Consider the following 25,117-nt stretch of genomic DNA (forward strand, 5'->3'; position numbering starts at 1 on the left):
GTCCGCGAAATGGAGAACAGGGAACGGCTCGGGGTCGGCATCGTCGGCGCCGGCTTCATGGCGCACTTCCACGTCACGTCGTGGACGGGTGTGCGCGACGCCGACGTCGTCGCCGTCCAGAGCCCTTCGGGTGAGAGCGCGCGGGAACTGGCGGGCCGCTGCCGCGAGCTGCGGGTGGGCGACGCGACCGCCTACACCGACCTGCGCGAACTGGTCCGCGACCCGCGCGTCGACGCCGTCTGGGTGGTGGCGCCGAACCACGCGCGGCTCGCCGTCATCGAGACCATCGCCGACGAGGTCGCGTCCGGCCGCGCCTCGCTGGTGGGGATCGCCGTCGAGAAGCCGCTGGGCCGCACGCTCGCCGAGGCGCGCCGCGTGCTCGAGCTGGTCGAGGGCGCCGGACTGCTGCACGCCTACCTCGAGAACCAGGTCTACGCGCCGGCCGTCACCCGCGGGCACGAGCTGGTCTGGTCGCGCGGCGCCGCACTGGCCGGGACGCCGTACCTCGCCCGCTGCGCCGAGGAGCACAGCGGTCCGCACGCCGCCTGGTTCTGGGACGGAACCCGGCAGGGCGGCGGCGTGCTCAGCGACATGATGTGCCACTCCATCGAGGCCGGCCGCTACCTGCTCACCCCACCCGGCGTCGACGTGTCGACCTGGCTGACGCCGGTGTCGGTCAGCGCCCAGATCGCCTCGCTCAAGTGGTCGCGCAAGAAGCACGCCGCCCAGCTGGCCGAGCGCTTCGGCGGGGCCGTCGACTACACCCGCCGGCCCGCCGAGGACTACGCCCACGCCACAATCAGCTTCCGCAACGGCGACGGCGACGAGGCCGTCATCGAGGCGACGACGTCGTGGAGCTACGTCGGCCCGGGACTGCGGCTGACGTTCGAGCTGCTCGGCCCGGAGTACTCGATGAGCGCCAGCACGCTGGACACCGAGGCGCAGCTGTTCCTCAGCCGCGAGCTGTCGTCGCCGTCGGGTGAGGATCTGGTCGAGAAGCAGGGCGCCGAGCAGGGCCTGCTGCCGGTCGTGTCCGACGAGGCGATGACCTACGGCTACACGACGGAGAACCGCGCCGTGGCCGCCGACTTCCTCGCCGGGCGGCAGCCGCGCGAGAGCCTGGCGCACGGTGTCGAGGTCAGCGAGCTGATGATGGCCGCGTACCTCTCCGCCGAGACCGGCGAGACCGTGCGCTTCCCCGTCGACCTCGACGCGTTCGTCCCCCAGGTCGCGCAGGGCACCTGGCGGCCGTAGATTCCACTTGATTTTCGCGCAGCCGAAGCGCGATCCCACTGCATCGGCGTGTCGGCGTCGCCGTGCGGGCGGGCCCTGGTTCACTGCCCGGATGGGAACCTGGGACCCGTTCGCGGCCGAGCGGCTCGCGTCCATCGGCGACGAGCTGCACCGGATCGGCCTGGTCGACCTCGCGCGTGAGGCGATCGCCGACGTCTGGCGGGCCAACACCGCCCGGCACGAGCCGGAGGAGCTCTTCGACGACTCCTTCACGCTCGGCGTCACCTCGACCAGGAACCTCGCGAACCGGCTGGCCGCGTACGTGCGCGACGACCCGCGCTGGCGGGCGACCGGGGCGTACGCGAGCCGCGAGTACGGCGCGACCGTGCTGCACACGAGCGGCCTCGAGGTGCGGATGGTCAAGGCTCCGTCGACCGCGGGCCGCCATCCCGACTTCATCGCCGACTTCGACTGGCAGTCGGGCGAGATGCGCCATGCCGCGGCCGCGCGGAACCGGGCGGCCTACGGGCCGCCTCCCCGCGACCCGTCCATGGCGACGCTGTTCGAGCTGGAACTGCCCGACGCGGCGACGGCGGTCCAGGGCTGCCGCGACGTCTTCCTCGCCTGGGGCGCCGACCTCGCGTCGGGGCTGACCGCCGGCTGGCTGGGCCTGCCGACGACCTCCGCGGCGCGCTGGCTGGCGGTGACGCGGTTGTGGTGGGACGAGCCGATCGGCTCCGGCCGTGTGGACAGCGACGACCGGCTCACCACGCACGACGCGCCGGGCTTCGAGGACAAGCCGGCTCCCGTGCCGACCATCACCCTCAAGCCGCGCGTGCGGGAGACGACGACTCCGTGACGACGGAGTCCGGCCCGACCCAGCGGGCCCGCCGGCGCCGGGCCAGCGGCACGGTCGTCGACTTCGACGGCCGCCGGCTCGCGCTCGCCCGGCGGCGTCAGCGCCTGCTGCGCAGCGCGCTCGCGGAGCTGACCAGCGTGAGTGCCGCCGCCATCACCCAGTTCGAACGCGGCTCGGCGCGCCCGACCAACGCGGCCGTGGCCGAACTGGCCCTCGCGCTGGGCATGCCGGTCGACTTCTTCCGGCAGGGCCGGCCCATCGAGCCGGTGCCCGCCAGTGCGGCGCACTTCCGCTCGCTGCGCGCCACCCCGGCGATCTCGCGCGAGCAGGCGCTCGCGTTCGCCGAGATCTCCCTCGTCGTGGTCGACCTCGTCGAGCAGTACGTCGACCTGCCGCGGGTGCCGCCGCTGGCCGAACCGCTCGACGCCGAGCCCGAGCCCGGCCGGATCGCCCGGCTGGCCGCCGCGACCCGGGAGCGCCTGGGCGTCGACCCGGGGCCGGTGCCGCACATGGTCCGGCTGCTCGAGGCGCACGGGATCGTCGTGCTCCGGCTCCCGCGCGAGATCGACCACCGGGTCGACGCGTTCTCCACCGAGGCCGGCCACCGGCCCCTCGTGCTGCTGTCGCCGGTCAAGGACGACCGCGCCCGCAGCCGCTTCGACGCCGCGCACGAGCTCGCCCACCTCGTCATGCACCAGGACGTCGACCCCGGCTCGAAGATCGTCGAGCGCCAGGCCGACACCTTCGCCTCCGAGTTCCTCGCGCCGAGCACCGAGCTGGAACCGGAGCTGCCGCGCCGCGTCGACTGGGACGCCCTCGCCCAGGCCAAGACGAAATGGGGCATCAGCCTGGCGGCGCTGGTCCACCGGGCGCACCGGCTCGGCCTGTGGGGCGAGCACGCCTACCGCCGGGCGAACCAGCACCTCGCCGCCCTGGGCTACCCGGAGCCCACCCCGCTCGGCCCGCCCGAGTCGCCGTACCTGCTCGGCGCGGCGGTCGAGCTGCTGTCCGATGCCGGTACCACCATCGACGACCTCGCCGTGGCCGGCCGGCTCCCGGTCGGGCAGATCGAGGAGATCGTCGCGGCCGGCAGCGAGACGAGGCCGCGGCTGTCGCTGACGCCCGATCCAGCGGTCTGATGGCGCTCGTTGGACGGCCAGAGCAGTAGCTGGAGCGCCATGAACCGCTAGGGGCGGTGGCCGAACGACGGGACCGCGGTGGTGCCGTCGGCGTAGTACTGCAGCTCGGTGACCGAACCCGGCGCCGGCAGCAGCCGGAACAGCGTCGTGGGCGGTGCGCCGAGCGCCAGCGTCGTCAGCGTGCGCATGGGCATCGAGTGGGTGACCACGACGACCGGCTGGCCGGGGAACTCTGCGGTCAGCGCGTCGCGGGCGGCGCCGATGCGCCGGGCGACGTCGTCGAGGGACTCCCCGCCCGGCGGGCGGGTGGCCGTCGAGCCGTACCAGCGGGTCAGGACGTCGGGGTGACGCTCGCCGATCTGGGCCAGCGTGAGACCCTCCCACTCGCCGAACTCGCACTCGCGCCAGGCGTCGTCGATGCGCACGGTGAGGCCCAGGCGGCGCGCGACGGCGTCGGCGGTCTCGCGGGTGCGCACCATGGGTGAGGCGACGACGGCGACCGCTCCGCACCCGTCGAGCAGGGCGGCCGCGCGGTCGGCCTGCGCCCGGCCGGTGTCGTCGAGGCTCGGCCCGGGCACGCCGCCGCCGCTGAACGCGCGAGCCGCCGTGAGGGCGGTCTGGCCGTGCCGGACGACGTGCAGCGTGGTGGGCTGGCCGAGCTCGGGGCTCCAGGCGGCCAGCCGGTTCGCGGGGCTGCTCGGCTCGGTGACCGCCCCCTCGGCCGGCGCCGGGAGAACGCCGACGGGCTTGCCGTCCAGCGCCTGGTTGACCAGCCGGTCGGCGTGGGCGTTCTCGGCCCGCGGCACCCAGGTGTAGCCGACCCGGCCGGGCGGGAAGACGCCGCGCGCCTCGTCGGCCAGGGGCTTGAGGTCGGCGTTCTTGACCTGCCAGCGGCCGGAGAGCTGCTCGACCACCAGCTTGGAGTCCAGCCGCGCCTCGACGACAGCGTCGGGGTCGATGCCGTGGGCGGCGCGCAGCCCGGCCAGCAGGCCGCGGTACTCGGCGACGTTGTTGGTGGTGACGCCGAGGGTCTCGGCGATCTCGGCCAGCACCGCGCCGGACTCGGCGTCGCGTACGACGGCGCCGTAGGCCGCCGGCCCGGGATTGCCGCGCGACCCGCCGTCGGCCTCGACGATGAGCCGGCGGCCGGTCACAGCCCGGACTCGGGGGTGCGCACCAGGATGCGCCGGCACTCCTCGTGCCGGACGACGACCTCGGGAGCGAGCCCGCGGATGCGGCCCAGCTCGGCAGCGTCGAGCTGGATCATGCAGCCCTCGCAGCGACGCTGGCGCAGCGCGGCCGCCCCGATGCCGCCGCGGTCGGCGCGGATCTTCTCGTACAGCGCCAGCAGGTCGGCGGGGATGCCGGCGACCAGCGACTCGCGCTCGGTCCGCGAGCCGGCGGCGTCCTGGTCGATCTGCGACCACGCGGAGTCGCGCGCGGCCTGCACCTCCTGCGCCTTCTTGGCGACGCTGTCGCGGTCGGCGGCCAGCGCGGCGGCCTCGTTCTGCGCCTCCTCGAGCCGCTCCATGATCTCGATCTCGGCGTCCTCGAGCACACCCTGCCGGCGGTTGAGCGAGGCGATCTCGCTCTGCAGGCTCTCGAGCTCCTTGGCCGACGACACCTGGCCGGCGTCGAGCCGCTTCTGGTCGCGGTCCTTGCGGGCGCGCACCTGCTCGACCTCGGAGTCGGCGCGCTTCTGCTCGCGCTCGAGGTCGGCGACGGCGGTGCCCGCGACGACCTCGGCGTCGCGGAGGCGGCTGTGCTCGGCGGCGAGCGTCTCGAGCTCGGCGGCCTCGGGCAGCGTCTTGCGGCGATGCGCGAGCTGGTCGAGGCGCTGGTCGACCGCCTGGACGTCGAGCAGCCGCAACTGGACGGCGGGGTCAGCGTTCAGCGTGAGCTCCTTCGTCGGGCCCGGGAACGTGAGCGGGCTGGTGCAGCGTCCACGGATCGGTCGGGGTGGCCGAGACGCGAGTCTCCACCGTACTGCCTGCGGCGGACAACTCGGCCGCCAGCAGGGCCGCGGCCGTGCCGAGCCAGGGCCACTCGCTGGCCCAGTGGGCGACGTCGACGAGGGCTGGCCCGCCGGACTCGCCCGACTCCGACGACGGGTGGTGGCGCAGGTCGGCCGTGACGTAGACGTCGACGCCCGCGGCCCGCACCGTGGAGAGCAGGGAGTCGCCCGCCCCGCCGCACACGGCCACGGTCTCGACGACGGCGTGCGGGTCGCCCATGGCGCGGATGCCGGCAGCCGTGACCGGCAGCGCCCCGGCCACCCGGCGGGCGAACACCGCCAGCGGCTCCGGGTGCGCCAGCCGCCCGACGCGGCCCAGGCCGAGCGCGGGGTCGTCGTCGACGGGAACGAGCGGGCGGGTGTCCTCGAGGCCGAGCACCGCCGCCAGCGCGTCGTTGACCCCGGGCGCGGCGCGGTCGGCGTTCGTGTGCGCGGTGAACAGCGCGACGCCGCGGGTGATGAGGCGGTGCACCAGCAGGCCCTTGGGCGTGGTGGCCGGCACCCCGTGCACCGGGCGCAGGAAGAGCGGATGGTGGGTGACGACGAGGTCGGCTCCCCACGCCAGCGCCTCGTCGACCACAGCGGCCACGGGGTCGACGGCGAAGAGGATGCGGCCCACCTCGGCCTCGGGGTCGCCGCACACCAGCCCGACGGCGTCCCACGACTCCGCGAGCTCCGGCGGGTACAGCCGCTCCGCGGTGGCGACGACATCGGCGAGACGAGGATGGGCTGGCACAGAGCGACCCTATCGGTGCCGGTGACCCGTGACGGTCTCCGGTTGACGGGCGGACGACACCGGTGTGATTCTCAGAGCGCGAGGGGCATGGCACGCACGAGGAAGGCTCGTCCCATCAGCACGCCACAGCACACCGACGGCCACCCCTGGTGCGCCGAGCACGACCCCAGCGGCACCTGCCTCGGCGACCTCCACGTCCTGCCGCGCGACGGCGCCGCCTGGCTCGAGGGCGCCCCGGGCCAGGACTCTCTCATCGTCGTGGCGCTGGCGCGGCCCACTCCGCGGACGCTGCCGCGGTTCACCGCCGCCGAGGCGCGCGAACTGGCGGGCGCGCTGACCGCGCTGGCCGGCGCCCTCGAGGCCCGCGACGAGGCGACCCCTCGAACGTGAGTTTGACTTTTCCGCTCCACCACCGTCATCCTTGACTCATAGCGCCCCACCCTCCTCGAGGGTCCGGGCAAGCGCTATCGACCACGAGGCGCGGCAGCCGGCCGGACAGTCCTCGTACCGGCCGCTCATGGTGGGACGGTTCGGCGACCCGACGCGCATGTTCACGCCACCCGTCCGCGGGTCGGCTGCTGGACGGAGCCGCCGACGGCACCCGCCGCCGCGACGGCTCCCCGGCCCCATCCAGCTCGTGAGTCCACTCCCTGGAGGAGACCGTGGTCACCGTTCCCACGGCGGACCGCCGCGCCGTCATCGCGCGGTCCGCCTTCCTCAGCGACGACGTCGGCCAGATGGTCGCCCGGCACGACACCGAGGGCCCCACCATCGAGGTCGACCTCGCGCCGGCCGACTCCGACGGCCAGCGCGCCCACGTCGCGCTCACCCCGTCCGAAGCCCGCCTCATCGCCGCCCAGCTCACCGACCTCGCCGCCACCGCGCAACGCGCCGGCTGGACCCCCGAGGTCCTCGCCGACGCCCGCGAGCGCTACCTGCCCGGCCAGTCCGACGAGCAGATCATCGCCCGCCTCGACGCCCTCACCGCCCGCCTCGGCGGACTGGTGCTCGGCTACCGCGGCAAGCTCGACTGGCGGGCCGGGCGCATCCTCACCGCCGAGGTCGGCGCCGAGCTGCTCGACCGCGCCGCCGCGGCCGTCGACGCCGCCGAGCAGCACCTCGCCGCCCACCAACAGGCGGTCGAACAGCTCGGCGCCGTCAAGGCCGAGCTCGAGGCGCTGCAGCGCTTCTACCGCACCGAGAGCGAGCCGGCCCGATGACCGCCACGGCCGCCACCGGCTCCGACGAGTGCGAGCTCAAGTGGTGCAACGAGGCCGGCGACCACACCGTGCACCGGCTGTACCTCACGTCCCTGCTCACCTGGCGCAACACCTGGCTGGTCGGGATCAACGTCGTCCAGGCCGGCGCCGACCCGCACCACGTCGAGCTCACCGCCACCACCCGGCACACCGCCCCGGCGGTGCTCACCCTCAAACCCGACGAGGCCGAGGCCGTCGGCCATGCCCTCGTCGAGGCTGCCGCCCGTGCCATCCGGTGAGACACGACCCGGCAGACCGGCCGCCGCTCCGCACCTCGGGGCGGCGGCCGCAGGTCGCCCACAGTTCGCATCGATCGCCCCGATTCGTCGCCTGATCGTCACCTGCCGGCGGAATAGTCCCGCCATCAGTCGACTCGGGCATGGAGGGGAACCCATGTGTCACACCGATGACCACGGGCACGACCACCACGAGCACCACCATCACCCGCACGACATGAGTGACGCCCTCGACACCGACACCAGCGTCGCCCTCGATCTCTCCATCGACGACAGCGAGCTGTCCCCCACCCAGCTGTCCCGCCGCGGGCTGTTCCGCTCGGCCGGCATCGTCGGCGGCGTCACCGCGCTCGGCATGGCCGGCGTCACGCCCGCCATGGCCGACGGCCGCGACGACGACCACCACGGCTCCGGCGGCGACGTCCGCCACTGGCTGGCCGGCGACCACCACATCCACACCCAGCACAGCTCCGACGCCATGTACCGCGTCTACGACCAGGTGCAGCACGGCGCGGCGTACGGCCTCGACTGGATGGTCATCACCGACCACGGCGGCGCCACGCACGCCCGCATCGGCGTCGAGCTGGTCAACCCCGACATCCGTGCCGCGCGCGAGCTGCTCCCCGGCACCCTGGTCTTCCAGGGCCTCGAGTGGAACATCCCGTCCGCCGAGCACGGCACCGTGTTCGTCGCGCCGGGGCGCAACGAGGTCGCCGTCCTCAAGCAGTTCGAGACCGACTACGACGGCTCCGTCAACGGCACCTCGGCCAACAGCCCGGCCAACGAGGCGCAGGCGCTGGCCGGCATCACCTGGCTGGGGCGCCAGGTCGACCGCCGCCGCGTCGACGACGCGCTGTTCCTGGCCAACCACCCGGCCCGCCAGGGCATCGACAGCCCGCACGAGATCCGGGCCTGGCGCGACGCCGACCCGCGCATCGCCATCGGGTTCGAGGGCGCTCCCGGGCACCAGGCCGCCGGCCTGCCCGCCGGCGTGGGCGCGGGCTCGGCGCGCGGCTTCTACGGCGGCTCGCCCAACGCTAACTCGTTCCCGGGCTACCCACTCGAGAGCTACCGCACCTGGGGCGGCTTCGACTGGATGACGGCCACCGTCGGCGGCCTCTGGGACAGCCTGCTGGCCGAGGGCAAGCCGTGGTCCATCAGCGCCAACTCCGACTCCCACACCAACTGGGGCGACACCAGCCGCCGGCCCACCGGCGGCGACTTCAACACCGACGGCCGCTACGGCGACCCCGTCTACAGCGGCGGCGTCAACCTCACCGCCGGCGACTACTGGCCGGGCCTTTACTCCCGCACCCACGTGGGCGCGTCCAAGCGCGACTACCTCGCCGTCATGCGCGGCCTGCGCGACGGCCGGGTCTGGGTCGACCACGGCCACCTGGTCAAGGGCGTCGAGGTGACGGTCCGCGAGCGCGGCCGCCGCTCCGGTGTCTCACTCGGCGACACCCTGCGGGCCCGCCGCGGCACCCGGGTCGAGCTGGTCGTGCGCATCACCGCGCAGGACCTCCCGAACTGGGCGCAGTTCCAGCCGGCCCTGCGGCGCGTCGACCTCATCCGCGGCGCTGTCGACCCCGGCCACGCCGACAGCCGGCGCGACACCTTCGTCGCACCCGACACCAAGGTCGTCCAGCAGTGGGACACCTCGGGCCGTACCGGCACGTTCGAGATCGTCCACGACCTCGGCCGGGTCGACGACGCCTTCTACGTACGTCTGCGCGGCACCGACGGCAACCGCTCGCAGCCGGGCTTCCTCGGCGCCGCCATCGACCCCGAGGGCCCGGCCCTCGACGTCGTCGGCAACGCCGACCCCTGGATCGACCTCTGGTTCTACACGAACCCCATCTGGGTGGTGCCGACCCGCTGACGCACGGGTCACCCGCCGGCGGCCGGTCTCCCTCTGCGGTGGAGGCCGGCCGCCGGTTCGTCGTCTACGGGGTCAGCGCCGGCAGCGCCGACGTGATGTCGGCCTGCAGGCTCGCCCACTCGACGAAGTCCGCGCGGGTGTCGTCGACGCCGTCGTTGAACGCCAGCGCCATCATCAGCAGCAGCCGGGCGTGCGGGGCGTTGAGGGAGTCGGCCGGGAAGACCGCGCCGCTGCCGCCGTAGACGCTGCCCGACCCGGTCCGCGTCGTCGACGCGAACATGACGCCGGCCCGCACCGCCCGGTTGCGGGCCTGGCCGGCCGCGCCGGAGATGCCACCCGCGCCGGTACCGGCGGTGACGATGCCCTCGACGCCGGCCGCGGCCCAGGCATCGATCGACTCGCCGCCGGACCCCTGCGCGTTGTAGAAGATCTCCACGCGCGGCAGGTCGGCCTTGTCGATCGTCGCGAGATCGAACGGCGTGCGCCAGTTCCGCAGCGCGTTCGCCGTCGTCACGACGCTCCCCCGGGTCTCGAACACCCGCAGCGCACGGGCCGGCATCCGCATGATCCGCACCTTGAGGTCGTCGACGTAGCCGAGCACGCCGAACTCCGGCGTCTGGAAGGTGTCCATGCGGTAGGCCGACGTCTTGGTCACGTCGCGGACGGCGTGGATCTCGTCGTTGAGCATCAGCACCGTGCCGAACCAGCCAGTCTTGCCGCTGGCCGCCGTCACGATCGCGTTGAACAGGTTGGCCTGCGCGTCCGAGCCGATGACCGTCCACGGCCGCATGGCGCCCGTGATGACGACGGGCTTCGGGCTCTGCACCGTGAGGTCCAGGAAGTAGCCGATCTCCTCCATCGTGTCGGTGCCGGTGGTGACGACGACGCCGTCGGAAGTCCGCAGCGCGTTGTCGACCGCCAGCGACAGGTCGTACAGCTCGGCGATCGTGTAGCCGCCGGAGCCCTTGTTGCCGAACTGCAGGCTGTTGACGTTCGCCACCTCGTCGAGGTTGGGCACCTCGGCGAGCATGTCCTCCATCAGCAGCGTGCCGGCGCGGTAGCGCTGGAAGCTGGTCGGCGTGTCCGACAGCCCGGCCATCGTGCCGCCGGTCGCGACGACGGTGACCGTCGGCAGGGCGTCGTCGGCGGCGCGGACGACCGCCTTGGGCACCGTCTGCACGGCCTGCCGGGGCTGTGCCGGCGCGCCGTCGGCACCGGGCAGGAAGACGAGCATGAGGGCGACGGCGGCCGCGACGGCCAGCGGGACACGTCCGCGCAACGCCGCGACGTTCCGGGGGAACGACATCGAGGGCACCTCCGGTTCACAGGACCAGGACGCCCATAAAGAATCAATGATCCGTTTCCACCCGGAACCGGTCGGTTTACCGCCGCGTTACGGCTCCCTCACCGCGGCTCGCAGATGTCGCTGGCCGGGTACTCGCCCCTGGATGCGGCGCGACTGCCGGACCGGCGTCGCCGCCAGCCGCACGTCCTGCGCCGCGGCGCACAGTGGTCCGATCAACCCCGCGGACAGCTCCTCGACCCAGAGCAGCAGGCTCACGTCGACGGGCTGGGAGGGGTCGTCGAGAACCAGCGACTCCTGGTACCAGTGGACGATCGACGGCATCAGCGCGCGCAGCGCCGTCCGGCGTTCGGCCATGGGCAGGGAGTCCAGAGCCAGATTGAGCTCGGCGATGAAATCCGTCATGGCGTGCCCCCTTGCAGGCAACGGCACCGGCGCTCCGTTGCGCCGGGCCGCCGCCTTGCATGCCTGAATACCCCATGCCCGCGATGACCGCTGCCCCGGACCGGACCAGTTGGCACCGCCCGACTCGGGCAGGATGAGCGCATGGCCGTGCCGATCGCCGACTTCCTCGCCATCATCGACCGGCTGCCAGAGGCCGGCGGCACCGACTCGGAGAACTGGACGACCTTCCGGGTGCGCGGCCGCACGTTCGGCTACCTCTGGCCCCGCACCTCCACCGTCGGGCTCAAGCAGACCATCGCCGAACAGCGCGCGCTGGTCGCCGAACGGCCGGACGTGTTCGAGGTGCAGTTCACGGCCGGCGCGTTCGGCTGGGTCGTCGTCTACCTGGACGGCCTCGAGCTGGACGAGCTGGTGGAGCTGACGTTCGAGGCCTGGCGGCTCACCGCGCCCGAGGACCTCGTCGCGCGGCAGGGCGACCGGCTGCCGCTCTGACTCAGCGACCCGGGTCGCGGTCCGGGTCGCCGTACAGCAGGAACGACAGCAGCCGGGCGTTGACGAAGAAGACGTCGGCCTCCTCGTGCCCGTAGCCGGGCACGACATCGACCTCGATGGACCCGCCGAGCTCCCGGTACCGCGCCGCCAGTTTCTCGGTGTGCGCGGTGTGCGGCACGACGGTGTCCTGGTCGCCGTGCACGTGGAAGAGGGGGACGCCGGCCCGGGCCAGCGGTTCGAGCACCGCCAGCGGGTTGTGCGCATCGAGGTCGCGCTCCAGGTCGCCGGGACTCAGCCCGTACGCGGGCGCGGCCCGCTCGAGCCCCGGCCAGTCGCGAATGTCGCACACCGGATAGTTGCCGCCGATGCGGCGCACGAGCTCCGGTTGCTCGCTCGCCCAGGCGTAGTGCTGGAGCCCGCCGCGGCTCTGCGCGAGCAGCGTGACGCGGGGCGCCAGCCCGAACCGGCCCGTCACCTCGTCGTGGAAGGCGGTGAACACCTCGCGGCCGGCCGGGCTTCCGTACGACTCCCCCACGGACACGCCCGCGAAGGCGAGGCCGGCGGCCAGGATGCCCCGGCTGAGATGGTCGTGGCGTGCCGACGGCTGGCCGTCGACCACGGGCGCGAACCAGACCCAGTCGATCGGGCCGTCGTCGCGGCGCTCCGGCAGCCGGACGAACGCCTCGCGGCCCCGCACGGTGAACGTGACGTCCTCAGCTCCCATGGCCGTCCGTTGTACACGGTCCGTCTCACAGAGCGGCCCGAGCGGACGCTCTGTGAGACGGATGGTTGGTCAGAAGCGCAGCCAGGTGCCGGCCAGGCCCTGCTGCTCCACCCCCGGCCTCGTGTAGTCGCAGACGCCGCCGGCGAAGATCGTCGTCAGGCGCTGCCACTGCTCGTCGGTGAACGTGACGGCGTAGTCGTCGCGCTCGGGGTCCTTCAGCCGGCACTTCACGACGTCGGCCGCGATGCTCTCGCCGGCGACCTCGCGCGGGAACGACGCCGACGGATAGAGCTGCTCGCACTCGCTGCCGGGGTCGCGGTCCAGCGGCTGGGCCAGGAACGCGGCCGACGCGTCGCGGGTGTTGCAGCCCTCGATCAGGGCCTCGGGCCGGGCCGCCACGATCTTGTCGATGGGCTCGGCGTCGGAGTCGTCGGCGGCGATGGTCCGCAGCCACTGGTCCATCTGCGTGACGGCGTGGCGCAGCAGCGGGCTGGCGGTGCTGAACAGGCCGTAGCGGGCGTCCTCGAGCAGGCTGACGTGGTTCGCGGCGGTGCCATTGGCCTTCAGCAGCCGCTCCCGCATCGAGAACGTGTGGTAGCGGACGTGGATGTCGCCGCTGGCCACGTCGTCGTAGTAGGCGCGGTAGTCGATGATCGGGATGTCGGCCAGCCCGCCGCCGCCGTTGGTCAGCCGGCCGGACCGGTAGGCGGCCCGGATCGCATCGGTGTCGCCCTCGGTGCGGGCCGCGACGACGTTGGCGTCGTCGTCGAACCCGCCGACCCGCTCGTTGAGGTCGAGGAACTGCTCCGCCGTGATGGTGCCGTCGTTCAGCGTCGTCAGGCCGTACTGGATGCCGACGTTGTCCAGCGGGCGCCGCGCGAACCCCGTCGCCGGGTCGGTGCCGTAGACGTTGACCGTGTGGTCGAAGACGTCGCAGCGGGCGCCGCCGGGGTTGGTCTGCGGGTGGTAGCGCTGAGCGGGCGGCACGACGCCGCAGAACACCCGCGGATCGATGCGCCGGGCGCCGTTGGCGACGTTCGGCGCCGTGGCGTAGGTGGCGAATCCGGTGACGGCGCGCCGCTGCTCAGCCGTCCACGCCACTCCGGCGTCGGTCGTGAAGTAGGTATCGAGCAGCCACGCGTCGGTGATGAACTGCACCGTCCCGAAGCCGACCTCCGGGAACGAGCAGCCGACGACGATGCCGTCGAAGATGCCGGGGTAGTTGTCGCTGATCTGGTGGCCCTGGTAGGAGCCGCCGCTGCAGCCGAACCCGATGACGTGGTCGGGGCGGCCGTAGCGCTCGGTGAACTCCTCGCGGACCATCATGGCCGACTCTGCCGCCGTCAGGTCCGAGCAGTTGTTGCCGAACACGTTCAGCGACGACGACAGCACCGCGTAGCCCTGGCCGAGCATGAACGCGTCGGTCACGCCGCCGGTGGAGTTGCCCTGCCGGTACCAGCCGCCGGTGCAGCCGCCACCGAGGGTGTAGATGGCGCCGCCGTTCCAGGCCTCGGGTCGTGCGGCGCCGGTCGGGGCCGGGGCGTCCTCGGTGAGCGGGTCATGCAGGACCGTCGTCTGGAAGATCGCCCGGTTGACCGTCCCGGTCTCCATGCGCACGATGAACGGCGTCGTCTCGCCGGTCGAGGTGGTGGTCGTGGCCAGGTTCGCCGGGTAGTCGGTGGCGCCGGCGGGCCACGGCGCGAACGTGTTCGCCGTCGTCCGGTAGAAGTAGTCGACCCGGTCGGCGATCGAGCAGTCCGCGTCGAGCGGCTGGCCGAGGTTCCCGCCGATCACCGGCACGCCGAACGAGGCGGTCTCGCAGACGAACGGCTGCTGGTGCGGCCCGGAGAAGACCGGCCCGGTGATCGGGTGGTTGGTGACGGTCAGTTCCGCCTCGGCGCGCGCCGACGGCCCGGAGGTCGTGATGCTGCTGGTCCCCTCGGGCAGCCCGGTGACCAGCCCGGTGAGGGTTCGGCTCGTGCGGTCGACGGTGAAGGCCGCGGTGACGTCGACGCCGTCGGCCGCTACCCGCACCCGATGCGGCGGCACGTTCACCGGCACCTCGATGCGCACCAGCGCGTCGCCGCCGGTCACCGTGTCCGGGCGTCCCGACAGCACGCTGATCTCGACGGGGCCGGGGCGGGCCGCGTCTGCCGCGGGGGTGGCCGCTGGCGCCGTCGTCGCCGCTGTCAGGGGGACGATCACCGCCACGGCGGCAGCGGCGGCGAGCACACCTCCCCGCCGCCCTCGACGTGTCCTGGTGGGCCGGTCCCAGAGCACCATGAGCAACCTCCTCGTCGCCGGACTGCGGGGTTGCCCACGACCGTGGCGTGATCAGCGGCCCCGTCGCCAGGGGCGGCGGCACGAGTTCAGAGTCCTCTGACATTCCGCTGACATTCCGGCCGGCGATAGCGGACCGATCCTGTCCGCCAGGCGTGCCAGGCTGGGTTCCGCATCCACCGGCGAGACGAACGGAGCGGCCGATGAGCCGACAGATCCAGGTCACCTTCGACGCCCACGACCCGGGGGCGCTGTCGTCGTTCTGGCGCGACGTCCTGGGCTACGTCCACCCCGCCCCGCCGGGCGCCGATCTGCCCGACGGTGCCGACCCGCTCGCCGCCTGGGACGAGTTCCTCGCCCGCATCGGCGTGCCCGAGGACCAGTGGAACTCGCGCTCGGCCATCGAGGATCCCGACGGCGACGGTCCGCGGCTGTTCTTCCAGCAGGTCCCGGAGGACAAGGTCGCCAAGAACCGCGTCCACCTCGACGTCCGCGCGGCACCCGGCCTGAAGGGCGACGAGCGCATGGCGGCGCTGGAGGCCGAGTGCGACCGGCTGGTCGCCCTGGGAGCGGCCCGGGTCCGCAGGCACGATCCCGACGAGCCGTGGAGCGGCGGCTTCATCGTCATGACCGACCCCGAGGGCAACGAGTTCTGCCTCGACTGACGGTCAGGCCTCCTGGGCGGCCTGCTCCAGCTGGTCGAAGATCCGCTGCCGCTGGCCGGGACCCAGGTACCGGCCACGCGCGACGACGGCGTGGATGCGCCGGGTGTTGCGGATGTCGGCCAGCGGGTCGGCGTCGAGCACGAGCAGATCGGCGCGCCGGCCCGCGGTGACGGTGCCGGCCACGTCCTCTTGCTCGGCACAGCGCGCCGCGTCGCGGGTGGCGGCCTGCAGGGCGCGCATCGGCGACAGTCCGGCCCGCACCAGCAGCTCCAGCTCGTCGTGCACGGCCAGGCCGGGGAAGACGAACGGGGTGCCGCAGTCGGTGCCCGCGCCGACGTTCCCGCCCCGCGGCGGCCAGGTCGCCGGCCAGCCGCAGCTTCGCGTCGAAGTACTCCAGCTCCAGGGCCTCGCGCTCGGGCGTCCAGGCCGGCCACGCCTCGATCCAGGCCAGCCACTCCTCGCGCAGGGCACGCGGCATGAACCGCTCCATGAGCGCGACCCGCTCGGGGTCGTCGAGGTGCTTCGACGGGTGGATCGAGATGGACGACTCCACCGCGAGCGTGGGGACGTGCCAGGCGCCGTGCTCGGCCAGCAGGGTGCCCAGCTCGGCGGCGTGGTCCGGGCTGTAGGTGCGGAACGCCTCGCGCTCGAGCTGCGAGGCCTGCCAGCCCCACCAGTTCGGGTCGTCCGCGTCGTCGGGCATCGCCTCGAGCCGGGCGAAGTACTCGTCGCGGCGCGTCGACGTCGACAGGTGCATGCCGTAGTTGTGCTCGATCGAGAGCTGCCCGGCGGCGACGACGTCCTGCACCGAGATGGGCGACGGGCTGTGCCCGGCGATGCGCAGCCCCACGCGGGCGGCCTCGCGGGCGATCGCGGCGTGCGTGGGGCGGTCCATGAACGAGTACACCTTGACGACGTCGGCGCCTTCGGCCCGCGCCTCGTGCACGGCCCTGCGCGCGTCGGCCGCGGTCACGATGGGGACGCTGAACGGGTTGCGCGAGTCCGGCCCGTCGAGGACCTTGCTGGCGATGACCATGGACGGTCCGTCGAGGTCGCCGCGCCGGACCCGCCGCCACACCTCGTGCGTCTCGGCCGACCCACGCATCTCGCGGATGCCGGTGACGCCGTACACCAGGTGCATGGGCGGGAACGTGTCCGCAACCTCGGCACTGTGGGTGTGCAGATCCCACAGGCCGGGGACCAGGAACTTCCCGCCCAGGTCGACGACCCGTACACCGGCGATCTCGGGCACGTCCGTGCCACGCCCGACGGCGAGGATCCGCTCGCCCGCCAGGACCACCGTCGCCCGCCGCGGACCCGAGCCGGTGCCGTCGACCAGCGTCGCGCCGGTCAGGACCGTCACTCCCGCGCCGGCCCCGGCGGGCATGGCGGCCTCGGCCGCCGCCGCGGACCGCAGTCCCGGCCAGCCGGTCACCCCGGCGCCGAGGGCGGTTCCGCCCAGCCACGCGAGCAGGGTCCGGCGGTCCACGTCACCCACAGTGATCTCCTCCCGAGAGCTGACTCCCGGCATGATCACGGGTCACGCCGCCGGCCGCAAGAGCGGCCGGCGCTCGTTGCAATCAGGGCCGTCGAAACGGAAAGTGGGCGCAGTAGGGTTCGAACCTACGACCCCTGGTTTGTAAGACCAGTGCTCTACCGCTGAGCTATGCGCCCCGTCGCCGTGCGAAGGCTCAGGGTATCGAGAGATCCGCCCGACCCGTAAATCGACGTCAGGCGGCTCCGTCGGGCGGGACCTTCTCCTGTTCCTGGGTGTTGACCTCGGGTGTGTCGAGGGCGTCGGCGATGGCCGAGCGGGTCGGCCGGGCCGGTGCGCGCCCCAGCACGCGGTCGATGGCGCTGGCGACGTCGGCGGAGAGGTCGCGGCTGTCGGTGCGACGGTGCCGGCCGGGGCCGGGCATGCGGATGGCGAAGCCGCGGTCCATGGTGGTCTCGACGGCGAGGAACTCGGCCGTGGCCGACGCCTCGCAGGAGCGGCACACCGTGTGGCCCAGGCGGCGCACGAGGGTGGTGGCGCCGCAGACCGTGCAGCGGTCGAGGTCGGAGGACCAGCCCTTGTTCTGCTGGCAGTCGGGGCAGATCAGCACCTGCTCATCGGCGCGGACCCCGCGCACCCACAGGTTCGTCCCCCGGGCAGGGTCGGACTGGCGGGCTCCACAGCGGTAGCACGGCACGAGCGAGCTCCCTTCCTGCTCTGCTACTGGTCGACGGCACGCGGACGCCGCAGGGTGCCCGGACCGTCAGGCCGCGCCGAGCGAGCTCAGCACGCGCCGGTAGTCGTCGGCGTCCCTGGCGTCGGGAAGCGCGTTGACGACGTCCCAGCGAACGGTCCCCCCTGCGTCCACTACGAAGGTACCTCGAACGGCACAGCCGCGTTCGTGATCGAACACACCGTACGCCGAGGCAACCGCCCCATGTGGCCAGAAGTCGGACAAGAGCGGGAAGTCGAGCCCCGTCGTGTCGGCGAACACCCGCAGCGCGAACATCGAGTCGCACGACACGGCGAGGACCCGCACCGACGGGGCGACGGCCGGGATCAGCGAGTCGCGGATGGCGGTCAGCTCGCCCGTGCACACGCCGGTGAACGCGAACGGGAAGAACGCCAGGACGACGGGACGTCCGCGCAGCGAGGAGAGCCGGACTGCCGAACCGTGCTGGTCCGGCAGTTCGAAGTCCGGTGCCGGGGCACCGACCAGGCTCACTTGCGGGCCGACCCCTTGGGGGCGACGAGCTTGGTGCCCGACCAGTCCTCGGCCGCCGAGACGGTGGACGTGGTCGCCAGGCCGGCGGTCAGGGCGGCGTCGGCGATGTCGCTGGCCTCGACGGCACCGTCGCGGCCCACCTTGGGCGTCAGCAGCCAGACGACGCCGCCGGGGGCGAGGTCGGTGGTCGCGCCGATGAGGGCGTCGGTGAGGTCGCCGTCGTCCTCGCGCCACCACTGCAGCACCACGTCGGCCACCTCGCCCGACTCGCCGTCGAGCAGCTCGTTGCCGGTGACTTCCTCGATGTCGATACGGAGATCGTCATCGCAGTCCTCGTCCCAGCCGAGCTCCAAGACCACCTGGTTGGGGCGGAAGCCGAGCTTGGCCGCCGGCCCGTCGTGCTGGTCCGAGTGGCCCGCGATCTGGCCCACCGATCGTCCTCCTCGCAGTCGTCGCGGCACGCTCGGTGCGTACCGTGTTTGCTGTAGTCCACCCAAGGACGCGCGCTTGCGCAAGTGAACCCGCCAGACCAAGCCTGACACGCTCACCCGAACGCGCCTATGGTGCCCCTGCTCAGCGCTCTTGGAAAGATGTGCGCGGGTCCGAATGTGACGTACGGCGCCCGAGCGAGCAGGATAGGAACCAGAGACCCCGAACATCCCCCGACGCTCATCGGCGTCATATGAGACCACGAAGGGACAGTCGTGGCTGCCGACCGCTCGCCGATCATCATCAACGGCCTTCCGAGCCAGCTCCCCGACATCGACGCGGACGAGACCAGGGAGTGGCTGGAGTCGCTCGATGCCGCCATCGACCAGCGCGGACGCCATCGGGCCCGCTATCTGATGCTGGCCCTGCTGCAGCGCGCCCAGGAGCGGCAGGTCGGCGTCCCGAGCCTGCGCAACACCGACTACATCAACACCATCCCGCCCGAGGCCGAGCCCTGGTTCCCCGGCGACGAGTTCGTCGAACGGCGCATCCGGGCCTACACCCGCTGGAACGCGGCCATGATGGTGCAACGCGCCCAGCGGCCGGGCGTGGGCGTCGGCGGCCACATCTCCACCTACGCGTCGTCGGCGGCGCTGTACGAGGTCGGGTTCAACCACTTCTTCCGCGGCAAGGACCACGCCGGCGGCGGCGACCAGATCTACTTCCAGGGACACGCCTCCCCCGGCATGTACGCGCGCGCCTACCTCGAGGGCCGGCTCTCCGAGAGCCAGCTCGACGGCTTCCGGCAGGAGCTCTCGCACGCCGGGCTGGGCGGCGGACTGCCGTCGTACCCCCACCCGCGGCTGATGCCGGACTTCTGGGAGTTCCCGACGGTGTCCATGGGCCTGGGCCCGCTGAACGCCATCTACCAGGCCCGGTTCAACCGCTACCTGCACCACCGCGGCATCAAGGACACCAGCCAGCAGCACGTCTGGGCGTTCCTCGGCGACGGCGAGATGGACGAGCCCGAGACCATCGGCGCCATCGGCGTCGCCGCCCGCGAAGAGCTCGACAACCTCACCTTCGTCGTCAACTGCAACCTGCAGCGCCTCGACGGCCCGGTGCGCGGCAACGGCAAGATCATCCAGGAGATGGAGGCGCTGTTCCGCGGCGCCGGTTGGAACGTCATCAAGGTCATCTGGGGCCGCGAGTGGGACCCACTGCTGGCCGCCGACACCGACGGCGCGCTGGTCAACCTCATGAACGTCACGCCCGACGGCGACTATCAGACGTACAAGGCCGAGTCCGGCGCATACGTCCGCGAGCACTTCTTCGGCCGCGACCCCCGCACCCGCAAGATGGTCGAGGACATGTCCGACGACGAGATCTGGGGGCTCAAGCGCGGCGGGCACGACTACCGCAAGCTCTACGCGGCGTACAAGGCGGCCACGGAGCACACCGGCCAGCCGACGGTCATCCTCGCCAAGACCATCAAGGGCTGGACGCTCGGCTCGCACTTCGAGGCTCGCAACGCCACCCACCAGATGAAGAAGCTGACCGGCGACGACCTCAAGCTCTTCCGCGACCGCCTGTTCATGGAGATCCCCGACTCCGCGCTCGAGGACGTGTACAACCCGCCGTACTTCCACCCGGGCCAGGACTCCGACGAGCACGCCTACATGATGGAGCGGCGGCAGAAGCTGGGCGGCTTCCTGCCCGACCGCCGCACCCCGGCGAAGCCGCTGGTGCTGCCGGGCGACAAGGTCTACGAGGTGGCCAAGCGCGGCTCCGGCAAGCAGGCGGTGGCCACGACCATGGCGCTGGTCCGGCTGGTCAAGGACCTGCTCAAGGACCCCGAGATCGGCAAGCGGCTGGTCCCCGTCATCCCCGACGAGGCCCGCACGTTCGGCATGGACTCCCTGTTCCCGACGCTGAAGATCTACTCGCCGCACGGGCAGAACTACACGCCCGTCGACCGCGAGCTGTTCCTGTCCTACAAGGAGTCCAAGGACGGGCAGATCCTGCACGAGGGCATCAACGAGGCCGGCTCGGTGGCGTCGTGGACGGCGGCGGCCACGTCGTACGCCACCCACGGCCAGCCGATGATCCCGCTGTACATCTTCTACTCGATGTTCGGCTTCCAGCGCACCGGCGACGGCTTCTGGGCCGCCGCCGACCAGCTGGCCCGCGGCTTCGTCCTCGGCGCCACCGCCGGTCGCACCACGCTCAACGGCGAGGGCCTGCAGCACGAGGACGGCCACTCGGTGCTGCTCGCGTCGACGAACCCGGCCGTCGTGCACTACGACCCCGCCTACGCCTTCGAGATCGGCCACATCATCCGCGACGGCCTGCGGCGCATGTACGGCGAGGACTCCGAGAACGTCTTCTACTACCTCACCATCTACAACGAGCCGTACGTACAGCCGGCCGAGCCCGACAACCTCGACGTCGACGGCCTGCTCAGGGGCATGTACCTCTACCAGCCCATGGAGACCGCGCCCGGCGACAACGTCCCGCACGCGCAGATCCTCGCCTCCGGCGTCGGCATGAACTGGGCGCTCGAGGCGCAGCAGCGGCTGGCCGACGAGTGGCAGGTCGCGGCCGACGTCTGGTCGGTCACCTCCTGGAACGAGCTGCGCCGCGACGGCCTGGCCGCCGACGAGTGGAACCTCATGCACCCGGGCGAGGACGCCCACGTCCCGTACGTCACCCAGCGGCTGCGCGAGGCCCGCGGCCCCGTCGTCGGCGTCAGCGACTACCTGCGCGCGGTTCAGGACCAGATCGCACCGTACGTCCCCACCGACTACACCTCGCTGGGCACCGACGGGTTCGGGCTGTCCGACACCCGGGCAGCACTGCGGCGGCACTTCAAGGTCGACGCCCAGTCCATCGTCATCAGCGTGCTGACGCTGCTGGCCCGGCGCGGCGAACTGCCCTGGGAGACGGTCAAGCAGGCGCACGACCGCTACAAGCTCGACGACGTCAAGGCCACCACCGCCGAGGAGGCGGGCGGCGAGTCGTAGTCCAGGTGCATTCGCACCGAATAATCGGCAAAACTCCCCCATTGCCAAGATCGACCCGCTTGGCTTGGATCCGCTGCTCCGTCGCGACCGCGACGGAGCACCGGTCCATCCGAGGGGGTTTGCCATGCGCAAGAGAACACCGGTCGCCGGGGCCGCCGTCGCAGCCGCGGCGGCCCTGGTCCTGAGCACGTCCGCACCCAGCGTCGCCCAGTCCGTCCCGACGTCTGCCGTCTACGCGCTCGAGATCGACGGCGTCCGCCTGACCATGCAGCAGTGCGTCGGCTTCGGTGTGGCGACCGAGGTCGTCGAACACCAGGAGACCGGCCCGGGCGGTGAGGCCGTGACGAGAAAGGTGCCCGGCGAGCCTCGGGTCCTCGACCTCGTCTGCAGCCGGGCGGTGAGCGACGACGAGACGCTCGAGGAGTGGCAGGAGGCCTCGCTCGCCGGCATCGCCAGCGCCCGCAAGGACATCTCGGTCTGGCTCTTCGACCAGGCCGGTGAGCCGGTCGCCGAGTTCCTCTACGTCAACGCCTGGCCCAGCGAGCTCACCTACATCGACGCCGGCGACGGCAGTGGCCGGCTCCTCGAGGTCGTCACCATCGTCTCCGACCACATGGAGCGGGCCTCGTGAACCGCCGCCTGCTCGCCGTGGCCGGGACGACCGCGGTGATCGTCAGCGGCGGCACGGTCGCGGTCCTGGCCGCGACCACGTCCGACGACGTCATCCACGCGTGCGTGAGCCGCGGCCTGCTCGGCCTGGGCGCCGGGAACGTGCGCATCGTCGACGGGCCGGACGACTGCCGGCGCACCGAGGACCCGGTGAGCTGGAACCGGCAGGGTCCGGCCGGGCCACCCGGCGCCACCGGCCCGCAGGGCGAGCCCGGTCCCCAGGGTGAGCCCGGGCCGCAGGGCGAGCCCGGGCCGCAGGGCGAACCGGGGACGCCGGGCGGCACGCTCACCGGCGACGCCCTGGTCAGCTGGTGCTACAGCCGCCTGGCGGAGCAGACCATCGGCGAGTGCGTCGCCGAGGCGCTCACGCCCTGACGGGCCGGCCGGCGGCGCCGTGCATCTCCCACACCAAGAGCTCGGCGCCGCCGGCCGCGGCCGTCACCGTCCGGCCGCCCTCGTCGGTGAACCGGACGGCCTCGCCCTCGGCCAGCGGCCCCACGGTCTCGACATCGACGGCGCCGGCGGCCACGTAGACGTGCACGAAGGGCGCCGACGGCAGCGTCACCCGCTCCCCGGCGCGCAGCCGGCCCACGTGCAGGGCGGCGGCGTCCTGTCCCAGCCCGACGGCGACGGCGTGAGCGTGTCGTCGCAGGCCGCTCACCACGGGCACCAGGCCGCCGCCGGCCAGGTCCGCCGTCACGTCGGCCTGCCCGTACGACGGGTCCGCACCGGCCGTCGTCGGCGGCAGCCACATCTGCACGAACCGCGCCCCGGCGCCGGCGGCCAGCTCGGAGTGCCGCACGCCGCGGCCGGCGCTCATCCGCTGCGCCACGCCGGGTACCAGCTCGCCGCCGTGCCCGGCGGTGTCCTGGTGCGCCAGCGCGCCGGCCAGCACCCAGGTGACGATCTCGACGTCGCGGTGCGGGTGGGTCGCGTAGCCGCCGCCGGCCGAGGCGACGTCGTCGTTGGCCACGACCAGCAGCCCGAACCCGACGTTGCCGGGGTCGTAGTGCGGCCCGAACGAGAACGAGTGCCGCGACACCACGCCGTCGCCGGGCGTGACGAACCGGTCGCCGGCCCGCCGGACATCGGCGCTCACCGCCCGGTCACAGCCCGGTGCGCGCTCCGGCGGACTCCAGCCGCGCCAGCCAGCCCCGCAGCCGGTCCGCCGTCGGCGCCGTCAGCAGCAGCCCGGCCACGCTGAACAGCGCGCCGATGACCACGGGCAGCCACACGCCGCGGGCGAAGGAGTTGACCAGCCCGATCAGCGTCGGCAGCTCGGCGAGGACCAGGCTGAGGAAGGCCGCGCTGCGCAGCTGCCCGGCCGCCTTCGTCGGGTCGGGCGCGGAGCCGGGAGGCCACGGCTTGATCATGCGCCGCGGGATCAGGAACGCGGCGGCCACGAACACGACGCTCACCACGATCGCCCCGAACGCGTCGACGCCGGATCCGGGCGAGTCGCCGATGGTGGCCACCGTGATGGCCGCGATGATCGCCACGCCGCCGAGCATGGCGAGACTCACCAACCGCAGCGCGCGGCCGAGATCGTCGGTCGGGGCGCCGCTCCCCGGCGAAGTCGGTGTCGACATGCCCCGGAGCCTATCGGCAGGCGGGAGCGGTACCCGGCGCCGCACCGGCCGCCGAGCGCCGGGATTGTCCGTTCACCACAACTCCGACCGCCCTGGTCGACCGTCGGGCGACCCCGGCCGCGTACGCTGCCGAGCATGCGGCCTTCCTCCGACGCCGATCTGCCGGCGGCTCCCGGCACCTTCGGCGGCAGCGGGCACGAGCACACGGTGCACCTGCTGGAGCGGGCCACCGGCCGGCTCGCGACCGCGGCCATCGCCCGCATGGAAGAGACGCTCAGCTGGTACCGCGCCATGCCCGCGGAGCAGCGGTCGTGGGTGGGCCTGGTGATCCAGGCCGGCATCGCGGCGTTCGTCGACTGGTACCGCAGCGCGAACGAGTCGCGGCCCACGCCGACGGCCGACGTGTTCGGTACCGCGCCGCGCGACCTCATCCGCTCCATCAGCCTGCAGCAGACCGTCGAGGTGGTGCGGGTCGCCATCGAGGTGGTCGAGGACAGCGTCGAGGAGGTCGTCGGGCCCGAGGACGCGCGCGACGTCACCGAGGGCGTGCTGCGCTACTCGCGCGAGGTCGCGTTCTCCGCGGCACACGTGTACGCGCGCTATGCCGAGGCGCGCGGCTCGTGGGACGCCCGGCTCGAGGCGACGGTGGTCGACTCGCTGCTGCGCGGCGAGGTCGACGAGGACGTCCGGTCGCGCGCGTCCGCACTGGGCTGGACGGCGGCCAGCGGCGTCGCCGTCATCATCGGCCGTCCACGCACCGACGACGGCGCGTCGGCGGACGAGATCCGCCGCTCCGCCCGGCACGCGGGGTACGACGTGCTCACCGGCGGCCAGGGCGACCGGCTGGTTGCGGTGCTCGGGCGGGTCGAGGACCCGGCGCAGGCGGCCACGGCCATCGTCACCCACTTCGGGCCGGGACCGGTCGTCGTCGGGCCGCTGGTGCCCGACCTGGTGTCGGCGGCGGCGTCGGCCCGGCCCGCGGTGTCCGGGCTGCTGGCCGCCGCGGGGTGGCCCGACTCCCCGCGCCCGGTCGCGGCGAGCGCGCTGCTGCCCGAGCGGGCGCTGTCCGGCGACCAGGAGGCGCTGCACGACCTCGTCACCGAGCTGTACGTGCCGATCGCCGAGGCCGGCCCGGTCATCCTCGAGACGCTGGCCGCCTACCTCGAGACCGGCGCGTCGGTCGAGGCCGCGGCCCGGCTGCTGTTCGTGCACCCGAACACCGTCCGGTACCGGCTGCGGCGGGTCTCGGACGTGGTCGGGCTCACCCCGACGGACCCCCGCGACTCCTACACCCTGCGCCTCGCCCTGTCGCTCGGAAGGATGAACCCGCCGGTCATCGAGTGACTGCCCCTGTTACCCAGACGTGACGCGGTCAATCGCCCCGCAACCGTGGTTGTGGGAAACGACCAAACTTAGTGGGACGACCTTGTGACTGCGGCCGACCCCTTCTACGGCCGGGT

Annotated in this window: 26 protein-coding genes and 1 tRNA gene; 13 read left to right on the forward strand and 14 right to left on the reverse strand. The window is 73.0% G+C overall.

Annotation, left to right across the window (positions count from 1 at the left end; all coding sequences use genetic code 11):
- Positions 1–9 precede the first annotated feature (9 nt).
- From HD601_RS30760 to HD601_RS36140, 3 genes are all read left to right on the forward strand, one after another.
- Positions 10–1,254: a Gfo/Idh/MocA family protein gene (locus HD601_RS30760; protein ID WP_184828504.1), complete on the forward strand. Its 1,245-nt coding sequence runs from the start codon at positions 10–12 to the stop codon at positions 1,252–1,254.
- 91 nt (positions 1,255–1,345) lie between these two features.
- Complete coding sequence (locus tag HD601_RS30765) at positions 1,346–2,092, forward strand: hypothetical protein (RefSeq protein ID WP_184828506.1); 747 nt, start codon at positions 1,346–1,348, stop codon at positions 2,090–2,092.
- Entirely contained in the window at positions 2,089–3,231 is a 1,143-nt protein-coding gene (locus tag HD601_RS36140) for an ImmA/IrrE family metallo-endopeptidase (RefSeq protein ID WP_184828508.1), read from the forward strand. Before HD601_RS30765 ends, HD601_RS36140 begins: the two co-directional genes overlap by 4 nt.
- Before the next feature lie 47 nt (positions 3,232–3,278).
- Here the strand turns inward: HD601_RS36140 and HD601_RS30775 are convergent, their stop codons facing one another.
- The 3 genes from HD601_RS30775 to HD601_RS30785 are packed head-to-tail and all read right to left on the reverse strand — an operon-like array spanning position 3,279 to position 5,981.
- Positions 3,279–4,385, reverse strand: a complete 1,107-nt coding sequence (locus tag HD601_RS30775; protein WP_184828510.1) for a bifunctional RNase H/acid phosphatase — start codon at positions 4,383–4,385, stop codon at positions 3,279–3,281.
- Positions 4,382–5,101 (reverse strand): zinc ribbon domain-containing protein, encoded by a 720-nt coding sequence (locus HD601_RS30780; RefSeq protein ID WP_221441456.1) that lies wholly within the window; start codon positions 5,099–5,101, stop codon positions 4,382–4,384. The genes HD601_RS30775 and HD601_RS30780 overlap by 4 nt, the downstream gene beginning before the upstream one ends.
- A 13-nt stretch (positions 5,102–5,114) precedes the next feature.
- Positions 5,115–5,981, reverse strand: a complete 867-nt coding sequence (locus HD601_RS30785) for a Nif3-like dinuclear metal center hexameric protein (RefSeq protein WP_184828512.1) — start codon at positions 5,979–5,981, stop codon at positions 5,115–5,117.
- A gap of 87 nt (positions 5,982–6,068) precedes the next feature.
- Here HD601_RS30785 and HD601_RS30790 point away from each other — a divergent pair, with 87 nt between their 5' ends.
- The 4 genes from HD601_RS30790 (at position 6,069) to HD601_RS30805 (ending at position 9,358) form a co-directional block, all read left to right on the forward strand.
- Entirely contained in the window at positions 6,069–6,371 is a 303-nt protein-coding gene (locus HD601_RS30790) for a hypothetical protein (RefSeq protein ID WP_184828514.1), read from the forward strand.
- Positions 6,372–6,643: 272 nt separating this feature from the next.
- The gene (locus tag HD601_RS30795) at positions 6,644–7,201 is read left to right on the forward strand and encodes a hypothetical protein (protein WP_184828516.1); all 558 of its coding nucleotides are present in this window, start codon (positions 6,644–6,646) and stop codon (positions 7,199–7,201) included.
- Complete coding sequence (locus tag HD601_RS30800; protein WP_184828518.1) at positions 7,198–7,479, forward strand: hypothetical protein; 282 nt, start codon at positions 7,198–7,200, stop codon at positions 7,477–7,479. The genes HD601_RS30795 and HD601_RS30800 overlap by 4 nt, the downstream gene beginning before the upstream one ends.
- A 154-nt stretch (positions 7,480–7,633) precedes the next feature.
- Complete coding sequence (locus HD601_RS30805; protein WP_184828520.1) at positions 7,634–9,358, forward strand: CehA/McbA family metallohydrolase domain-containing protein; 1,725 nt, start codon at positions 7,634–7,636, stop codon at positions 9,356–9,358.
- A 64-nt stretch (positions 9,359–9,422) separates the two neighbouring features.
- Here HD601_RS30805 and HD601_RS30810 read toward each other — a convergent pair whose 3' ends face one another.
- Both HD601_RS30810 and HD601_RS30815 read right to left on the reverse strand, forming a co-directional pair.
- On the reverse strand, positions 9,423–10,664 hold the full coding sequence (locus tag HD601_RS30810; RefSeq protein ID WP_184828522.1) for an asparaginase: 1,242 nt from the start codon (positions 10,662–10,664) through the stop codon (positions 9,423–9,425).
- Positions 10,665–10,751: 87 nt separating this feature from the next.
- The gene (locus tag HD601_RS30815) at positions 10,752–11,066 is read right to left on the reverse strand and encodes a hypothetical protein (RefSeq protein WP_184828524.1); all 315 of its coding nucleotides are present in this window, start codon (positions 11,064–11,066) and stop codon (positions 10,752–10,754) included.
- A gap of 141 nt (positions 11,067–11,207) precedes the next feature.
- Here HD601_RS30815 and HD601_RS30820 point away from each other — a divergent pair, with 141 nt between their 5' ends.
- Positions 11,208–11,558 (forward strand): MmcQ/YjbR family DNA-binding protein, encoded by a 351-nt coding sequence (locus HD601_RS30820; RefSeq protein WP_184828526.1) that lies wholly within the window; start codon positions 11,208–11,210, stop codon positions 11,556–11,558.
- Position 11,559: 1 nt separating this feature from the next.
- On the opposite strand, the gene HD601_RS30825 is transcribed toward HD601_RS30820, so the two are convergent.
- Together HD601_RS30825 and HD601_RS30830 are read right to left on the reverse strand one after the other, a co-directional pair.
- Positions 11,560–12,282, reverse strand: coding sequence for an alpha/beta hydrolase family protein (locus tag HD601_RS30825; protein WP_184828528.1), 723 nt, complete (start codon positions 12,280–12,282; stop codon positions 11,560–11,562).
- A gap of 69 nt (positions 12,283–12,351) precedes the next feature.
- Positions 12,352–14,565, reverse strand: a complete 2,214-nt coding sequence (locus HD601_RS30830; RefSeq protein WP_221441457.1) for a DUF6351 family protein — start codon at positions 14,563–14,565, stop codon at positions 12,352–12,354.
- Between the two features lie 200 nt (positions 14,566–14,765).
- Between HD601_RS30830 and HD601_RS30835 the strand changes: the two genes are divergently transcribed.
- Positions 14,766–15,227: a VOC family protein gene (locus tag HD601_RS30835; protein ID WP_184828530.1), complete on the forward strand. Its 462-nt coding sequence runs from the start codon at positions 14,766–14,768 to the stop codon at positions 15,225–15,227.
- Positions 15,228–15,230: 3 nt separating this feature from the next.
- Here the strand turns inward: HD601_RS30835 and HD601_RS36145 are convergent, their stop codons facing one another.
- The 5 genes from HD601_RS36145 to HD601_RS30860 all read right to left on the reverse strand — a co-directional run bounded on the left by HD601_RS36145 (position 15,231) and on the right by HD601_RS30860 (position 18,378).
- Positions 15,231–15,698 (reverse strand): amidohydrolase family protein, encoded by a 468-nt coding sequence (locus HD601_RS36145; RefSeq protein WP_221441458.1) that lies wholly within the window; start codon positions 15,696–15,698, stop codon positions 15,231–15,233.
- 1,131 nt (positions 15,699–16,829) lie between these two features.
- A tRNA-Val gene (locus HD601_RS30845) sits at positions 16,830–16,901 on the reverse strand.
- A gap of 56 nt (positions 16,902–16,957) precedes the next feature.
- Positions 16,958–17,359, reverse strand: a complete 402-nt coding sequence (locus tag HD601_RS30850; RefSeq protein ID WP_184828532.1) for a hypothetical protein — start codon at positions 17,357–17,359, stop codon at positions 16,958–16,960.
- Positions 17,360–17,485: 126 nt separating this feature from the next.
- Positions 17,486–17,947, reverse strand: coding sequence for a redoxin domain-containing protein (locus tag HD601_RS30855; protein ID WP_184828534.1), 462 nt, complete (start codon positions 17,945–17,947; stop codon positions 17,486–17,488).
- Positions 17,944–18,378, reverse strand: coding sequence for a DUF3052 domain-containing protein (locus HD601_RS30860; protein WP_343076465.1), 435 nt, complete (start codon positions 18,376–18,378; stop codon positions 17,944–17,946). Before HD601_RS30860 ends, HD601_RS30855 begins: the two co-directional genes overlap by 4 nt.
- Before the next feature lie 273 nt (positions 18,379–18,651).
- Here HD601_RS30860 and aceE point away from each other — a divergent pair, with 273 nt between their 5' ends.
- The 3 genes from aceE to HD601_RS30875 all read left to right on the forward strand — a co-directional run bounded on the left by aceE (position 18,652) and on the right by HD601_RS30875 (position 22,443).
- A complete protein-coding gene (gene aceE, locus HD601_RS30865; protein ID WP_184828538.1) occupies positions 18,652–21,399 on the forward strand; it encodes a pyruvate dehydrogenase (acetyl-transferring), homodimeric type in 2,748 nt (915 codons plus the stop codon).
- A 124-nt stretch (positions 21,400–21,523) separates the two neighbouring features.
- Positions 21,524–22,030, forward strand: a complete 507-nt coding sequence (locus HD601_RS30870; protein WP_184828540.1) for a phage tail protein — start codon at positions 21,524–21,526, stop codon at positions 22,028–22,030.
- Positions 22,027–22,443 carry a collagen-like protein gene (locus HD601_RS30875; protein WP_184828542.1) on the forward strand — a complete coding sequence of 139 codons (417 nt, stop codon included), beginning with the start codon at positions 22,027–22,029 and terminating at the stop codon, positions 22,441–22,443. Before HD601_RS30870 ends, HD601_RS30875 begins: the two co-directional genes overlap by 4 nt.
- Here HD601_RS30875 and HD601_RS30880 read toward each other — a convergent pair.
- Together HD601_RS30880 and HD601_RS30885 are read right to left on the reverse strand one after the other, a co-directional pair.
- On the reverse strand, positions 22,433–23,167 hold the full coding sequence (locus tag HD601_RS30880; protein ID WP_184828544.1) for a pirin family protein: 735 nt from the start codon (positions 23,165–23,167) through the stop codon (positions 22,433–22,435). The genes HD601_RS30875 and HD601_RS30880 overlap by 11 nt on opposite strands.
- A 7-nt stretch (positions 23,168–23,174) precedes the next feature.
- Positions 23,175–23,657, reverse strand: coding sequence for a hypothetical protein (locus HD601_RS30885; protein WP_184828546.1), 483 nt, complete (start codon positions 23,655–23,657; stop codon positions 23,175–23,177).
- Between the two features lie 135 nt (positions 23,658–23,792).
- Between HD601_RS30885 and HD601_RS30890 the strand changes: the two genes are divergently transcribed.
- A complete protein-coding gene (locus HD601_RS30890) occupies positions 23,793–25,001 on the forward strand; it encodes a PucR family transcriptional regulator (protein ID WP_184828548.1) in 1,209 nt (402 codons plus the stop codon).
- Positions 25,002–25,117: the final 116 nt, after the last annotated feature.

The sequence above is a fragment of the Jiangella mangrovi genome, assembly GCF_014204975.1.
Taxonomy (GTDB): domain Bacteria; phylum Actinomycetota; class Actinomycetes; order Jiangellales; family Jiangellaceae; genus Jiangella; species Jiangella mangrovi.

Bases quoted from the DNA above. Each gene is read 5' to 3' on its own strand.
- HD601_RS30760 (WP_184828504.1), top strand. From the start codon at position 10: ATGGAGAACAGGGAACGGCTCGGGGTCGGCATCGTCGGCGCCGGCTTC.
- HD601_RS30765 (WP_184828506.1), top strand. From the start codon at position 1,346: ATGGGAACCTGGGACCCGTTCGCGGCCGAGCGGCTCGCGTCCATCGGC.
- HD601_RS30790 (WP_184828514.1), top strand. From the start codon at position 6,069: ATGGCACGCACGAGGAAGGCTCGTCCCATCAGCACGCCACAGCACACC.
- HD601_RS30800 (WP_184828518.1), top strand. From the start codon at position 7,198: ATGACCGCCACGGCCGCCACCGGCTCCGACGAGTGCGAGCTCAAGTGG.
- HD601_RS30805 (WP_184828520.1), top strand. From the start codon at position 7,634: ATGTGTCACACCGATGACCACGGGCACGACCACCACGAGCACCACCAT.
- HD601_RS30810 (WP_184828522.1), bottom strand. From the start codon at position 10,664: ATGTCGTTCCCCCGGAACGTCGCGGCGTTGCGCGGACGTGTCCCGCTG.
- HD601_RS30815 (WP_184828524.1), bottom strand. From the start codon at position 11,066: ATGACGGATTTCATCGCCGAGCTCAATCTGGCTCTGGACTCCCTGCCC.
- HD601_RS30820 (WP_184828526.1), top strand. From the start codon at position 11,208: ATGGCCGTGCCGATCGCCGACTTCCTCGCCATCATCGACCGGCTGCCA.
- HD601_RS30825 (WP_184828528.1), bottom strand. From the start codon at position 12,282: ATGGGAGCTGAGGACGTCACGTTCACCGTGCGGGGCCGCGAGGCGTTC.
- HD601_RS30830 (WP_221441457.1), bottom strand. From the start codon at position 14,565: ATGGTGCTCTGGGACCGGCCCACCAGGACACGTCGAGGGCGGCGGGGA.
- HD601_RS30835 (WP_184828530.1), top strand. From the start codon at position 14,766: ATGAGCCGACAGATCCAGGTCACCTTCGACGCCCACGACCCGGGGGCG.
- HD601_RS30870 (WP_184828540.1), top strand. From the start codon at position 21,524: ATGCGCAAGAGAACACCGGTCGCCGGGGCCGCCGTCGCAGCCGCGGCG.
- HD601_RS30885 (WP_184828546.1), bottom strand. From the start codon at position 23,657: ATGTCGACACCGACTTCGCCGGGGAGCGGCGCCCCGACCGACGATCTC.
- HD601_RS30890 (WP_184828548.1), top strand. From the start codon at position 23,793: ATGCGGCCTTCCTCCGACGCCGATCTGCCGGCGGCTCCCGGCACCTTC.